Source organism: Paenibacillus sp. FSL W7-1279, assembly GCF_037969845.1.
Taxonomy (GTDB): domain Bacteria; phylum Bacillota; class Bacilli; order Paenibacillales; family Paenibacillaceae; genus Paenibacillus_AQ.
Map to the genome: position 1 here is coordinate 4,616,926 of NZ_CP150215.1, position 13,727 is coordinate 4,630,652.

The 13,727-nt window shown below is 50.6% G+C and carries 13 protein-coding genes and 1 riboswitch; of the genes, 3 read left to right on the forward strand and 10 right to left on the reverse strand.

What is annotated here, in order from left to right; genetic code table 11:
* The first annotated feature begins 37 nt into the window (after positions 1–37).
* The gene (locus MKY82_RS20495; protein WP_194543394.1) at positions 38–895 is read left to right on the forward strand and encodes an AraC family transcriptional regulator; all 858 of its coding nucleotides are present in this window, start codon (positions 38–40) and stop codon (positions 893–895) included.
* A 94-nt stretch (positions 896–989) separates the two neighbouring features.
* Here MKY82_RS20495 and MKY82_RS20500 read toward each other — a convergent pair whose 3' ends face one another.
* Positions 990–1,379, reverse strand: coding sequence for a 2Fe-2S iron-sulfur cluster-binding protein (locus tag MKY82_RS20500; RefSeq protein ID WP_220684717.1), 390 nt, complete (start codon positions 1,377–1,379; stop codon positions 990–992).
* A gap of 228 nt (positions 1,380–1,607) precedes the next feature.
* On the opposite strand from MKY82_RS20500, the gene MKY82_RS20505 reads away from it, so the two are divergent.
* A complete protein-coding gene (locus MKY82_RS20505) occupies positions 1,608–2,882 on the forward strand; it encodes a stalk domain-containing protein (protein WP_339294259.1) in 1,275 nt (424 codons plus the stop codon).
* 224 nt (positions 2,883–3,106) lie between these two features.
* Here the strand turns inward: MKY82_RS20505 and MKY82_RS20510 are convergent, their stop codons facing one another.
* Complete coding sequence (locus MKY82_RS20510) at positions 3,107–3,583, reverse strand: C40 family peptidase (protein WP_113058838.1); 477 nt, start codon at positions 3,581–3,583, stop codon at positions 3,107–3,109.
* A 3-nt stretch (positions 3,584–3,586) separates the two neighbouring features.
* A riboswitch (cyclic di-AMP (ydaO/yuaA leader) is annotated at positions 3,587–3,717 on the reverse strand.
* A gap of 259 nt (positions 3,718–3,976) precedes the next feature.
* On the opposite strand from MKY82_RS20510, the gene MKY82_RS20515 reads away from it, so the two are divergent.
* Positions 3,977–4,504, forward strand: coding sequence for a hypothetical protein (locus tag MKY82_RS20515; protein WP_113058837.1), 528 nt, complete (start codon positions 3,977–3,979; stop codon positions 4,502–4,504).
* Between the two features lie 394 nt (positions 4,505–4,898).
* Here MKY82_RS20515 and MKY82_RS20520 read toward each other — a convergent pair whose 3' ends face one another.
* The 8 genes from MKY82_RS20520 to MKY82_RS20555 form a co-directional block, all read right to left on the reverse strand.
* Positions 4,899–5,852, reverse strand: coding sequence for an ROK family protein (locus MKY82_RS20520; protein ID WP_194543397.1), 954 nt, complete (start codon positions 5,850–5,852; stop codon positions 4,899–4,901).
* 35 nt (positions 5,853–5,887) lie between these two features.
* On the reverse strand, positions 5,888–6,574 hold the full coding sequence (locus MKY82_RS20525; protein WP_113058835.1) for a copper homeostasis protein CutC: 687 nt from the start codon (positions 6,572–6,574) through the stop codon (positions 5,888–5,890).
* A 29-nt stretch (positions 6,575–6,603) separates the two neighbouring features.
* Positions 6,604–8,064, reverse strand: a complete 1,461-nt coding sequence (locus tag MKY82_RS20530) for a leucyl aminopeptidase family protein (protein ID WP_339218130.1) — start codon at positions 8,062–8,064, stop codon at positions 6,604–6,606.
* A 46-nt stretch (positions 8,065–8,110) separates the two neighbouring features.
* On the reverse strand, positions 8,111–9,100 hold the full coding sequence (locus MKY82_RS20535) for a dipeptide ABC transporter ATP-binding protein (protein WP_194543399.1): 990 nt from the start codon (positions 9,098–9,100) through the stop codon (positions 8,111–8,113).
* On the reverse strand, positions 9,097–10,101 hold the full coding sequence (locus MKY82_RS20540; RefSeq protein ID WP_194543400.1) for an ABC transporter ATP-binding protein: 1,005 nt from the start codon (positions 10,099–10,101) through the stop codon (positions 9,097–9,099). The genes MKY82_RS20535 and MKY82_RS20540 overlap by 4 nt, the downstream gene beginning before the upstream one ends.
* A gap of 15 nt (positions 10,102–10,116) precedes the next feature.
* Positions 10,117–10,977, reverse strand: a complete 861-nt coding sequence (locus MKY82_RS20545; RefSeq protein WP_233355118.1) for an ABC transporter permease subunit — start codon at positions 10,975–10,977, stop codon at positions 10,117–10,119.
* A 60-nt stretch (positions 10,978–11,037) separates the two neighbouring features.
* The gene (locus MKY82_RS20550) at positions 11,038–11,964 is read right to left on the reverse strand and encodes an ABC transporter permease subunit (RefSeq protein ID WP_071220315.1); all 927 of its coding nucleotides are present in this window, start codon (positions 11,962–11,964) and stop codon (positions 11,038–11,040) included.
* Between the two features lie 114 nt (positions 11,965–12,078).
* Positions 12,079–13,668 carry a glutathione ABC transporter substrate-binding protein gene (locus MKY82_RS20555; RefSeq protein WP_113058830.1) on the reverse strand — a complete coding sequence of 530 codons (1,590 nt, stop codon included), beginning with the start codon at positions 13,666–13,668 and terminating at the stop codon, positions 12,079–12,081.
* Positions 13,669–13,727: the final 59 nt, after the last annotated feature.

The following is a 13,727-nucleotide window of genomic DNA, read 5'->3' on the forward strand; positions in this document are numbered from 1 at the left end:
TAGGTAGAGGATGTTGCTTTCCAGGAGGGACAAGACCGTGCCAAAGATCGAAATCTCGCATAGCAAAAGCGATCACTTCCGCTTCATCAAAAATCCGCAGCTGCTCTTTGCCGGGCAGGTCGTGGACGAGGACTTCTTTTATGGACCGCCACAAATTCATGATTTCTGCGAGATCATCTATGTTGTAGAAGGACGCGGAGAATTCACGATTGCAGGAAAAATATACGAACTCCACAAGGGCGATGTCGCGATTTATAACCCCGGCATTCCTCACGAGGAGAGATCCATCACGGACGGACCCTTCAAGGTGATCTACTGCGGCGTGGATTCGCTTCACATTGAAGGGGTTCCCCAGGGGATGCTGCTCCCGGCCTATGTGGAGCCAGTCATATCCTGTGAGAAATACGCCTATAAAGTGGAAAGCTATCTTTCCGAGATCCTCCGTGAATGCGATTCGCAGGTGCTGGGGTATGAAACGTTGAGCACCAACTTGCTGATGTCATTGATTACCGTCATCTATCGCATTGTGGACGTTAAACACCAATTCCAGTCCTTGAAGGGCAAGAACGAAATCGCACTGCGGACCAAACACTTTATCGACACTAACTATACCCAGAGCATCAGTCTCAAGGACATTGCCGATACGATGTATGTTAGTCAGCATTATTTATCCCATCTGTTCAAAAAAGAAGTCGGCGATTCCCCCTTCAATTACTTGATATCCCGCCGAATTGAAGAGGCCAAGCGCCTGCTGGCGGATTCCGAAATGCCGGTACATGAGGTTGCTTCCCAAGTCGGTTACGGCAATGATAAGTACTTCTCGATGTTATTCAAAAAAATTACCGGTCAAACACCGAGCTCGTTCCGGGAACAGAGCAAAATGGGGATTGAGTAAAGGATTGCAGTATTATCTTTCCAGCAAAGCAGGCAGCCGTTGTGGTACGGCTGCCTGCTTTTTAAATATGAACGGCAATCTGCCTTCAATGTCTTCAAAAGTATGGGGCATGCTTGATTTTGATGGGACCGACCGCTTCGATCTTGCTCTGGCATCCCAGTCGATAGCCTTCTTCGATTTCTTCTGGATCGAGGCGCCGCTCTTCGGCCAAATTGGGCTCGGACAAATACTCGATTCCCTCCACCACCATGCAGCGGCAGCGCGCACAAGTTCCTCTTTTGCAAAAAGAGTTCCAGTCCACCTCATTCCGCTCGGCCAGATCAAGCACCGTCATGCCAAGAACAGGCGCCACGCTGCGGCGAACCTCGCGGCCTGCAAGCTCAATGATCGGATCCGGTACGGCTTCCATTATCTCTTCTGCTGGAGGGATCGAGGCTTTGTCTCCGCTATCCCCGCCCTTTTTCTTCTTCCAGAATTTAAACACCCGTATTATCCCCCTATGCATGTCATCATCAGGTTATGTATCAAATCCTTCATTTATTATACTGGAAAGTTTAAAAAATCAATATGCTTACTCATATCTATTCTATGACATTGACATCATGGAATTGGAACTCTATGAAAATTTTGCTATACTAGCGTATGCTAGACCCAATTCCATATTCTATGAAATCATTCTATTATTTTAATGGATCGGAGGAAATACATAAGCATGCTGCACAAACAAATAGGAAAAACAGCTGTTGCTGCCGTTCTTGCCTTATCCCTGCTCGGCACCACCTCCCATGTTAGCCAGGTACATGCAGAGCCTGCCATATCGGTAAAGCTGGATGACGTTACGCTAACCTTCGATGCGGCTCCGCGGGTTGACAAAGGGGTCACCTACGTTCCATTCCGGACGGTTGGAGAAGCACTGGGCATTCAAATCACATGGAATAGCAAGACGCAAACCGTGAAGGCCATTGGCAGCGTGAAAGGCCAATCGACTGAAGTATTACTTCAAGTGGGGAGCACGAACGCAACCGTCAATGGAAAAAAAGTGAAGCTTGCAGCTCCGCCGGTGGAGCGGGAAGGCCGTGTGCTGATCACGCTCAGCTCGTTCAGCAGCCAATTCGGCGTTGATGTCGGCTGGAACCAGGCGACTCGTACAGTCTCCCTCGTATCGCCACAGCGCGACATGCATTTGAGAGCTTTCTATGCATTACAATCTTTCCAAGAACGGGATCTTGTGGGATCCATGAATTCAGTTGCCTTTGGCTGGAGCCGCATCGATCGCGAGGGTCAGTTCACGCTTCAAGGGGATGAGTACCGCCTCCCCGCTGCGGCTGGCGACGTTACGCCGCAATCGATTGTAGCAGATGCTGCAAATCAGAATATTAAACCATATCTCATGGTTTATGCCTTGGATGGGAACGGCGAGTTAACCAAGGTCCTAAGCGATAGCAACCTGCGCCAAAAGTCTATTGAAGGCATCACATCCGCGGTAGCGGAGAACGGATTCGGCGGTGTTGTGCTTGACTTTGAAGGGCTCGGATTTAAACTGGATGCCGTGAAGCAGCAGAAGCTGCTCAATGATTACGTCAAGCAATTGAAAGCCGCATTGCCGAATGACGTTGCCCTGTCTTTAGCCGTGCCGCCATTGAACAGCGCCTATAAAGGTTATGATTACAAGACACTGGCCTCTATCGCTGATGACCTGATTGTTATGGCCTATCAGTACAATCCGGTTGGAACCAAATCTCAGGTTCCCGAACCGAACAGTCTGGTGGACCAAGCGATCCAGCTGGCACTCCAAGCAGGCGTCCCGAAGCAGAAGCTCCTGCTTGGCATCAGTTTAAGCAGCGAAACCTCCACTTCCGTGGACGATAAACTCGGCTTGGCCAAACGTTATGACCTGAAGGGAGCCGCCTTCTGGCGTCTGGGCTTGTTCCGTCTCTATAATAATGGAATGGAAGCTGCCGTGAATGCCTCTGTTGTTAAGGAGTAACCGAACACCCCCTTGTGGGATGATAGACTTATAGTAACAAAAACGTCTATCGACGTACTTTCACAGATGACAGACAGTTAGTAGAAGTTTTTCTTGCGATATCAGGAAGTCACAAGCTTCGAAGTTTATACTCTCTCATATCTAAAAAAAGAAAGCCTGACAAGGTCATCCCTTTGTCAGGCTTTCTGATTATGTATCGTACTCTAAATGGCTGCGTAATCCAACTAGCTTGCGCTTCCTACCAGCTTTGCATAGTTTTCTTGACTCAAAACACGACGTGCCGTGACATAACGCGGCTCGTAATAGGAATCGCTAAGCTTGCTGATTCTGACTCCCTTGCTGCTGGAAGCATGTGCAAATTGTCCGTCACCAATGTAAACGCCTGCATGAGAAATTCCGCTACCGCTCGTATTGAAGAATACCAAATCTCCAACCCGCAGATCTTGGCGATCCACATGTTCACCGGCTTGAGCCTGGCTTTGGGAAGTGCGCGGAAGATCAATGTCGAAATTTCTAAACATGTACAGTATAAATCCGGAGCAATCAAACCCGCTGGTAGTCGTTCCGCCCCATTTGTATGGAGTTCCTACCAATTGCTTCACTTGATACTGAAAATTCGGTTGTTGATCAGCAAATGCTGAAACGGCACCAGAAGAAAAAATAATTGCAGACCCTAGCAAAGTGATGACAAACTTCTTCAAAATATGTTCTCTCCTTCGATGCCTACGGAGTTAGCTAAGGGTTCGGTTGAAGGTTCCCTATACTCTCTATACAAGAGTAATTCACCCAAGACGGTTCCCCCGTTTTCACAAACGAAATTCGGCAAAATTCATTAACGTTTTGTAACCTTCTCTTAATATAGTATACAAGCAAGGATGCTGTCAATGATATCCTAAAAATCTATCGTTTTATGTTTGGAGCTGTCGTAAAGATGAAGAATTTCGGCAGGAGATTGGTTAACCGTCTCACTCAGTCATGACAATTATGTAACTCTGTTCTCCTTTCCGCGCTGCTTTTTTAATTAATCTAGCAACTATTTACAAATCTATGCGTTTACATATCAGAAATGAAATTAAAGAGGTGATCCATCACTTATGAGTCAAATAACGATGGCAGAAGCACTAGCTGTTCGGGCAGCAATTAACCGTCTCATCAATCAGTTGATGTCGGAACGCTTGAACAACAGCAGCACGATTATTGAAAAAGGGGAGACGGCGGAATACCCTACGCGCAGCGTAGATGCCATTACGGAAGAAATCGAAGCGGCCGCGGCGGATTATAGGAAGCTGGATTTGCTGATGGCAATCTCCAATACCACGCAGACTATTCCCTGGAACGGCTCCGACATTACGATCATGGAAGCGATCGAGCTGGCCAAACAAATACGCAGCGATATCGGACAGCTTGCCCATCTCGGTTCCCGCAAGAAGCTGGAGCGCCAGAGCAGCCGTGGCAGCGGAGACGGTGCCATAACGCTGTTCAACGTCGCCTTATATGATCCAGAGGCTTATCAGGCGCTAGCCCGCAAGAAGGAACGCGAGGTAACCAAGCTCTCTTCGCTGATTGAGCATGCCAATCATACGTCTTTGATTACGTTTGACGCATCCAAGTACATGGAATAGCGACAGCCGCCGGCTCCAAGCCTGCAGGTCACCCCACGTGCGGGTTTGGAGCCGGCGGTTTCCGCCGGCGGGCGGGAAAGTGCGAGCAACCGTTTATTGTTTGTCGGATACAAACAAACCTAACCAGAAACCAAAAAAATCGACTCCAGCGCAAACGGATGACGGTTTACGGTTCACGCCTATCACTTGTTACTTGTTACGGACTTATGACGCAAATAAATGATCGCTCCGTTTCCCGCTCTCTCTATGAATAATTGGAAAGCCGCCCTTCTGAGGGCGGCTTTTGTTGATTTCTCTTTAGCTAGGTAACTGGATACTACGTCGTCATTCCGAGCGCTCTTTCTGGTATCTATTTATCATTGATCCTATTCGTATCATTCTCTTCAGGCCTATGCTACTGGAACAAAGCCGCAGCTCCAACCAGACCAACATCGTCCCGAAGTCCTGCAGGAACGATCTCGTACGTCCCTAAATAGGACGGCATGACCAGCTTATCCGTCATTTCCCGCAGCTGCGGGAACAACAGCTCACCTGCTCTGCTCACACCCCCGCCAATGACGATGCGATCGGGGTTAAAGCTGTGAATGACGTTAACCAGTCCAAGCGCCATGTAATAGATGGCACGATCAATGACCTCCATTGCAACGGGGTCTTGAAGACGTTTGGCCTCGAATACATGCTTGGCGTTCACTCCCGCATCAGCTGCCGCCAGTTCTGATATGACACTTGGCTGGGTAAGCATTCGCTGGGATGCTGCGAGTCCGATGGCTGTTCCAGAAGCAAATACCTCCCAACAGCCGTGGCTGCCGCAATTGCACTGCGGACCGCTGGGATCAATGATATGGTGTCCCAGTTCCCCAGCAAAGGAACTGCTGCCCAGGAACAGCTTCCCATCCAGCACGATGCCTGAGCCGATACCGGTGCTCAGCGTCACGTACACCATGTTCGTCGCCCCTCTTCCGGCACCTCTTACATACTCTCCCCATGCGGCTGCATTAGCATCATTCAGCACCTGAACCTCCGTATGCAGCTCACGTTCCATCCATGCTTTGAGGGGAACATTCGTCCATTGCGGCAGATTCGTCCCATGGATGACAATGCCCTCCCGGCTGTTAACCGTTCCCGGCGAAGCCATGCCAACCCCTCGGAGCGATTGGCCGCCCGAGACGCTGCGAATCATATTCGTAATTCTCGTAACCACTTCTTCGGCCGTACGCGCGCCTGCCGTCTCCATTTGCTCCCGGTTCAGCAGCTGTCCTTCGGAATCAAAGAGCGCTGCCGCGATCTTCGTACCCCCAAGGTCAACGCCAACCACAAATTCTTGCTGTTTATTCAATACGGTTTGCAATTTTTGTTCACCTGTTTCCGATAGGTTTGCTACTTCTAATGATGTAAGCTGTCAGCCAATGATCGCAGCTCAACCGGATCAATGGGCTTCAGCCCTGATCGGCCATACCGGACAGCGGAGCCGAAATGCACCTCGCTCACGCCGGTCTGGTCGATAAAATCATGTATGATTTCCCACTTCAGGCCATTGCCTGCCAATATTTTAAGCTCGCTTCCTGCCGTATGTTCTACCAGCTCCCGAATTCTCGGGATGGCTTGCGGTGCAGGCTGCGGCCCGCCAGACGTTAAGACGCGGGTAACCGACCGGTATTTCTGCAATGTACGAAGCCCTTCGAACTGATCCTCCAATTCATCAAAAGCCCGGTGGAACGTGACCTGCATATCCCCTGTCCATTCCAGCATTTTGACTAAGGAGACCTCGTCAATCTTTCCTTCCGGAGTCAGCATGCCGATTACTACGCCAGCTGCGCCTGCCTTGCGGATCGCCTTCACCTCCGCAATCATGGTAGCTATATCATGTTCGTTGTACACAAAGGATCTGCTATGAGGTCTGACCATGACATGAACAGGAATCTGAACGGCTTTCACAACCTCTTCTACAAGCCCGATTCCCGGCGTAAGCCCGCCTTCGGTGATCGCCGTGATCAATTCCAGGCGGTCCGCGCCATTCTGCTCTGCTGTGATGGCATCATCCACGCATGTTGCGATTATTTCAAGCAGCATCATCGTCACTCCTTATTGAAGTTGATTCTTTATGCATGGGAAAACTGCTTCTCCACATAATCCGCGAGCAATCTAGCGCCATATCCAGTAGCCCCCGCTGCAGAATGAGGAAAATCCCGTTTATACTGGACCGTGCCCGCCATATCGATGTGAACCCATTCCATGGAATCCGCCACAAAATGACGGATAAACAGCGCAGCCGTTATAGCGCCAGCCAAAGTGGACGTACCGACATTTTTCAGATCGGCATAATCGCTTCTAAGCTCTGATTCGTACTCGTCCATCAGCGGCATAGGCCATACGCGCTCACCGTTACGCTCACCGAGCTCAACCAAATCGGCCGTAATCTGTGGGTCGCCCCAGATACCCGCAATCTCCAAGCCCAATGCCGCTCCGACATTACCGGTGAGGGTTGCGATATCAATCACTTTATCTGCGCCAAGATTCGCTGCATGCAGCAGCGCATCGGCAATGATCAATCTGCCCTCCCCATCCGTATTGGCGATCTGAACGCTTAATCCATTCGGATAATGAACGACGGAAGATGGTAGCATCGCATCCGGTCCCGATAAATTATCCGCAACGGCGATCAGCGCCGTTACGCGTACCGGAGCTTTTTGCGATACCAGAATATCCATGGCACCCACGACCGCTGCAGCGCCTCCCATATCCATACGAGCATCGCTGATGTCCCGGCCGATTTTAACGTTCATGCCGCCCATATCAAAGGTTACGCCTTTGCCGATGAGTACAATATGAGGGCTCTCCTTATCGGAACCCACCCCATTATAGGCAATCTCAATCATGGCAGGCTCATATTTGCTGCCGGCTCCCACGGCGATCAGACCGTTCATCTGCCGATCATGGAGCTCTTCTCCGCGATACACATGTAGCTGAACGGGTGCCTTCTTGAAACGGTCCTTAACAACCGCTACGAACGCTTCCGGATTTAACGTTTCCGGAGACTCATTCACCAGGTCTCGGGTGAACTGCGTCCCTTCGATCCGGATTTTTGCCGTCTGTATAATGGCTTCCAGATCTTCACGGGAAAGCCCCTCCCAGTCTTCTAGTCGAAGATGAAGAGACAGGGATTGCAGATTGGCCGTGACCCCGCGATGCTTATTGAATTGATATAGTCCATACATCCAGCCTTCAACCCACGCCTGAAGTTCTTCCTCTATCGAAATCCGGGAAGATGCCCCGACGCCGCGGACTGAGGGGCGAATCAGCGCTGCGCTTGTTTTATTCTCCTTGAGCAATGCTCTCGCGGCTGATGCGCCTGTTCTGCGCACTTGCTCCAACGTCAGGTTTGAACGCTGCCCCATGCCGACAACGAGATCATCCGCTTCTTGATCGGAGCGGCCATAGAACCACGTCAGCGTCATGCGCTGCTTTCGAGATTCCGTTAAACGAAAATGAGACTCCGCCCCCTCATAAACCACATAAATCGAAGTATCTGCCAGGTGAGCTTCATCTATTGTGATGTTCATCGAGCCTTCCCTCCTCTATAAGAGAATCATCGCTGTTAAGCGTTTGTTAAGCGTTTTTCATGATTTCTTCGTCATATAAATGGCATGCCACCTGATGGCCCGGCTCAACCTCACGATATACCGGCGTAATCTGTTTGCACACTTCCATGCAGGAAGGACAGCGTGTATGGAAGCGGCAGCCTGTCGGAGGATTCACCGGACTAGGCAGATCACCCTTCAGAATGATCCGTTCCTTCTTCTGCTTCGGATCCGGAACGGGTACCGAGGATAGCAGCGCTTGAGTGTAAGGATGCAGCGGGCGATCATACAGCGTATCTTTGTCGGCGGTCTCCACGAGCGCTCCCAAATACATGACGCCGATCCGGTCGCTGATATGCTCAACCACGCTGAGATCATGGGAGATGAACAGATAAGTCAGGCCGTATTCCTCTTGAAGATCCTGCAGCAGGTTCAGCACCTGCGATTGGATGGAAACATCCAGCGCGGACACAGGCTCGTCGGCAACAATTAGATTTGGACGCACGGACAGCGCTCTGGCAATGCCGATCCGCTGCCGCTGACCGCCGCTGAACTCATGAGCAAAGCGTTCGGCATGAAAGCTGTTCAATCCGACCGTTTCCAGAAGCTCGCAGGCCAGTTTGTCCCGCTCTTTGGTGCTCAGCTTGGTATGAATCAGCAAGGGCTCCGCGACCAGCTCTTTGACCTTCATCCTTGGATTAAGAGAGGCGTATGGATCCTGAAATACCATCTGCATGTCTTTGCGCAGCGGGCGCATCTGATTCTCGTTGTATCCGCTAATATCCGTTCCGTTAAACAGCACCTCGCCGCTATTCGGCGTCAGCAGTCGGGTCACCAGGCGGCCTGTCGTCGATTTGCCGCAGCCGCTTTCGCCTACCAGACTGAAGGTCTCGCCCTTATGGATCGCGAAGGAGATTCCATCCACGGCACGAAGCTGCTTGGATGTGCCGAAGAATCCTTTTTTCACCGTGAATGATTTCTGCAAATTCTTTACTTCTAATAGAGGTGTTTCTTTCATGCGGTTTCTCCTCCCTTCGTGTGACCTTCCTGTGTCAGCCAGCAGCGGCTCTTACGATTTTCTTCATGTGCGACAGGGAGAAGCTCCGGCTCCTGGGAGAGGCACTGCTCCATTACGAACGGGCATCGCGGAGCAAACTTGCAGCCTTTCGGCATGTTCCGCAGATCCGGCACATTCCCTGGAATGGATTCCAAACGGCGTACCTTTTGTCTAAGCTTGGGCACTGAATGAATGAGCCCTTTGGTGTATGGATGCTGAGGATTCTCGAACAGTTCTTCAACCGTTGCCTCTTCCACGACTCTGCCTGCATACATGACAACCACCCGGTCGCACATTTCGGCCACGACGCCAAGGTCATGGGTAATGAGCAGCATGCCCATTTCCTGCTCGGTCTTGAGTCGGTTCATCAGATCCAGGATCTGAGCTTGAATCGTGACGTCAAGAGCCGTGGTCGGCTCATCGGCAATCAACAGCTTCGGATTGCAGGACATCGCCATCGCAATCATGACCCGCTGCCGCATGCCGCCGGACAATTGGTGTGGATAGTCATCCACGACCTCGTCCGCCCGCGGAATGCCGACAAGTTTGAGCGAGTCGATGGCATGCTGCCGCGCTTTCTTGCGGCTATAACCCAGGTGCAGCATGATGGATTCCTCCAGCTGTTTCCCGATACGAAGGACGGGATTCAGGGATGTCATTGGTTCCTGGAAGATCATGGCAAGCTCGTTACCCCGATAGCGGCGCATTTCTTTTTCCGACATTTGTACGAGATCCTTGCCCTCAAAACTTACCGAGCCCCCGGATATTCGGCCGGGCGTATCCTTAAGAAGTCTCATGATGGACAGGGAGGTCACGCTTTTGCCGCATCCGGATTCACCCACGAGTCCAAGTACTTCGCCTTTATTGATGTGAAAATCGACCCCTGCTACGGCAAGCACCGATGAGCCATCGCGTTTGAATTCGGTTTTGAGACCCTTTACTTCAAGCAATGTTTGCGTCACGATCTATCCCCCCTATTAGTTTTTGGTCTTCGGATCAAGGGCATCATTCAGTCCGTCACCGATCAGATTGAATGCAAGCACAGTCAGGAATATCAGAAGTCCCGGGTAGTACACGATATGCGGTGCAATGCTTAAGTAATCGCGTCCCATACTGAGCATAGCGCCCCAGTCCGGTTCTGTCGGTTTGGCCCCGAGTCCGAGGAAGCTTAACGAAGAAGCTGCCAGAATGGCGCCGCCGATTCGCATCGACACGTTGACGATGATGCTGGGAACCGTCTCGGGAAAAATATGCTTCCATATAATCCGGTTATGCTTGGCCCCCATCGATCTTGCCGCCTCTACATATAAAGACTCCTTCGCGGAGAGTGTTACACTTCGGATGATTCTGGCAAACGACGGTGTGCCAAAGACCGCCACCGCGATCACCACATTCGATAATCCCGGCCCCAAAATCGCTACGATTCCAATGGCAAGCAGCAGGTCAGGAAAGGAGAACATGACGTCACTGCCCCGCATAATGAGACGGTCGATCCAGCCGCCATAGTAGCCGCTGATCAAGCCGAGAATCGTACCGAGAACTGCGGATATAAATACCGCGCTTAAGCTGACCGCCATGGTTAACCGTGTTCCGTCAATCAAGCGGCTCAGGATATCGCGGCCATACTCATCCGTACCCGCCCAGTGGGCAGCCGACGGGCCTTGCATCATTGCATCGTAGTTGGGCTCATTCGGAGGATACGGAACGATATGCGGACCGATCACCGCGAGCACAAGGAGTAACAAGATAAATCCGCTTGATATTACGGCAAGCTTTTGCTTCATGAATTTAGATGTAAACGCTCTGAATTTGCCAGTTGCCTGGCTCTTTGCAAGCATATCCTCCGGCGCGGAGGAATGGACCGTCACTGTTGAATTGTTGCTCATGAGTTCCCCCTCCTATTTCGATGCATACCGGATTTTTGGATTCAGTACACCGTACAATAAATCGACAATCAGGTTAATCAGGATAAATTCGGCTGCAAACAGCAGTAAAAGCGCTTGAATGACGGTATAATCCCGGAATGCGATCGAGTCGACCAAGAGACGCCCCATGCCCGGAATACTGAATACGGTCTCAACCATAACCGAACCGCCCAGCAAAAATCCGAACTGCAGCCCTGCAACGGTTACGACCTGAATCAAGGAATTGCGCAGCGCATGCCTTCCGACAACGACGAATTCCCGCAGACCCTTCGCGCGTCCGGTCCGCACATAATCCTCGCGCATCGTTTCGAGCATCGACGTACGTGAGTATCTTGCCAGCATGGACATAATCCCGGCCCCTAGCGTAAAAGAAGGCAGAATATAGGATTGCCAGCTGTCGACACCGCCTGTTGGGAACCAACCAAGCTCAACAGAGAAAATTTGAATCAGTACAAGACCAAGCCAGAATCCTGGCAAGGAAATACCGGATATTGCAGTCAACATTCCGATATAGTCCGGCCATTTTCCGCGATTAACGGCAGATATGATACCAATGATCAGACCAATAACCAATGCCCAGCCAAGGCTGGTAAAGGTCAGGACAATGGTCGGGAAAAACCGGCTCTCCAACATGTCCGTTACCGGCAGATTGGAAGTAACAGATACACCCAAGTCACCCTTCAACAGATCACTCATGTAGTTCACATACTGCTGCCATAGCGGCAAGTTTAAGCCTAGCTGCTCTCGAATCCCGTTGATCTCCTCAAGGGTGGCATCCTTACCTGCAACAAGTCGTGCCGGATCTCCAGGAATAAGGTGAATGAACATAAATACAAGAATGGATACAACGAACAACAGCGGGATAACACCCAGCAGCCTCTGAATTGCATATCTTCCCAAAGGATGTGCCTCCTTTCAACATGCCTGCTTTTAAAATACGATGGGCCGCTTCCTTATTGATTCAAGAGGCGGCCCACCACAAGGTATACGTTTAGCAAGCTCTTCGCTGCCTAATTATTTGACTTCTGCGTTGATCACACTGATCGATCCGTCCGGAAGGGCTTTAACGCCTTCAAGATAAGCTCTCTTGCCGGTAATGACCTGATCGACCCCAAGGAATGCCCACGGAGCATCTTCCCAGATTTGCTTTTGGATGTTGGCATAGATTTCTTTTGCATCCTCAGCTTTGACGGATGCGTTGGCATCCTTGATCCATTGGTCTACATTGTCGTTCTTATAGTATGCGGTATTGGAACCAGCCGGCGGGAAGAACTCGCTGCTGAACAGACCTTTGGTTGCGCCGTCAGCATCACCGGACGATGGTGACCAGCTTACATACCACATTTGAATTTTTGCGTTTTCCGGCGTAGCCGAGTTAATCTGATCGGACAGGGTTGCACCTTCCATCGATTTCACGTCGACTTTGATTCCGACAAGAGCCAGCTGCTGCTGAATGAACTGCATGCCTTTCATCGTTTCGGAATCATTCTCTCCCCAGAGCTCTGCTTCGAATCCGTCCGGATAGCCTGCTTCCGCCAAGAGGGATTTTGCTTTCTCCAGATCGTAATCATATCCGGATTGCTCGGAATAGTGCTGTGTCATGGATGACATGGAAGACTTCAACTTCGAGCCCAGTCCGGATTTAACTACTTTAATATAAGCATCTTTATCGATGGCATAGTTGATGGCTTGACGAACCTTCAGATCGTCATAAGGCTTCTTCATGGTGTTGAGCGTAATATAACGAACGATCGTGGAATCGATCTTGTCAATGACGATATTGGAATCGCCTTCTACTTCGGACACCTGCTCAGTCGGCATAGGATAAATGAAGTCCGCTTCGCCCGTTTTCAGCATCGCGATCCGGGAACCGTTCTCCGGTACCGGTTTGAACGTAATGCTGTCGACCTTCGGAAGACCTTCTTGCCAGTAATCCTCATTCTTTACAACAACAAGGCGGTCACCTTGAATCCATTCCTTGAACTTGTATGCTGCCGTACCTACAGGATTCTTCGTGATGTCAGCACTTTCTTTGAGCGCTTTCGGGCTGATCATCAGCGCCATCGCGGTCTTGTTCAAGAAAGCGTTGTACGGCTGGCTAAGGGTGATGACAACCGTGTGGTCATCCGGAGTTTGAACATCGGCGACGGCAGAGAAGCTTTTACGCATTCTAAGGTTGTTCTTTTCATCCATAATGCGATCCAGGTTGGCTTTTACGGCTTCTGCGTTGAAATCCGTTCCATCATGGAACTTCACGTTCTGGCGCAAATTGAATGTGTACGTCAGGCCGTCTTCACTGATCTTGTAGTCTTCAGCCAGTACAGGAACGAGTTCCATCTTCTCGTTGAAGCCCATCAAACCTTCGTACATCGTGCGTGCACCGGAAATGGAGTGCGTGTCTCCAGCATTGTGAGGGTCAAGCGTAATGAAGTTGGCGTTAATCGCAATGACAACATCTTTGTTATCTTTTGTCACCGGCTTGGTCTCGCCGCCGCCTTCACTTGCCCCTTTGCCGCTTCCGCTGTTTCCGCCGCAGCCTGCCGCAACAATCGTAAATGCGAGCAGCAGCATGAGCAGTGACCATGTTCTACCTTTGAATCTCATTGTTTTACTCCCCCTTTGATGTAGTGAATATCTATAGATTCACTCGCCGCTTCAGCATA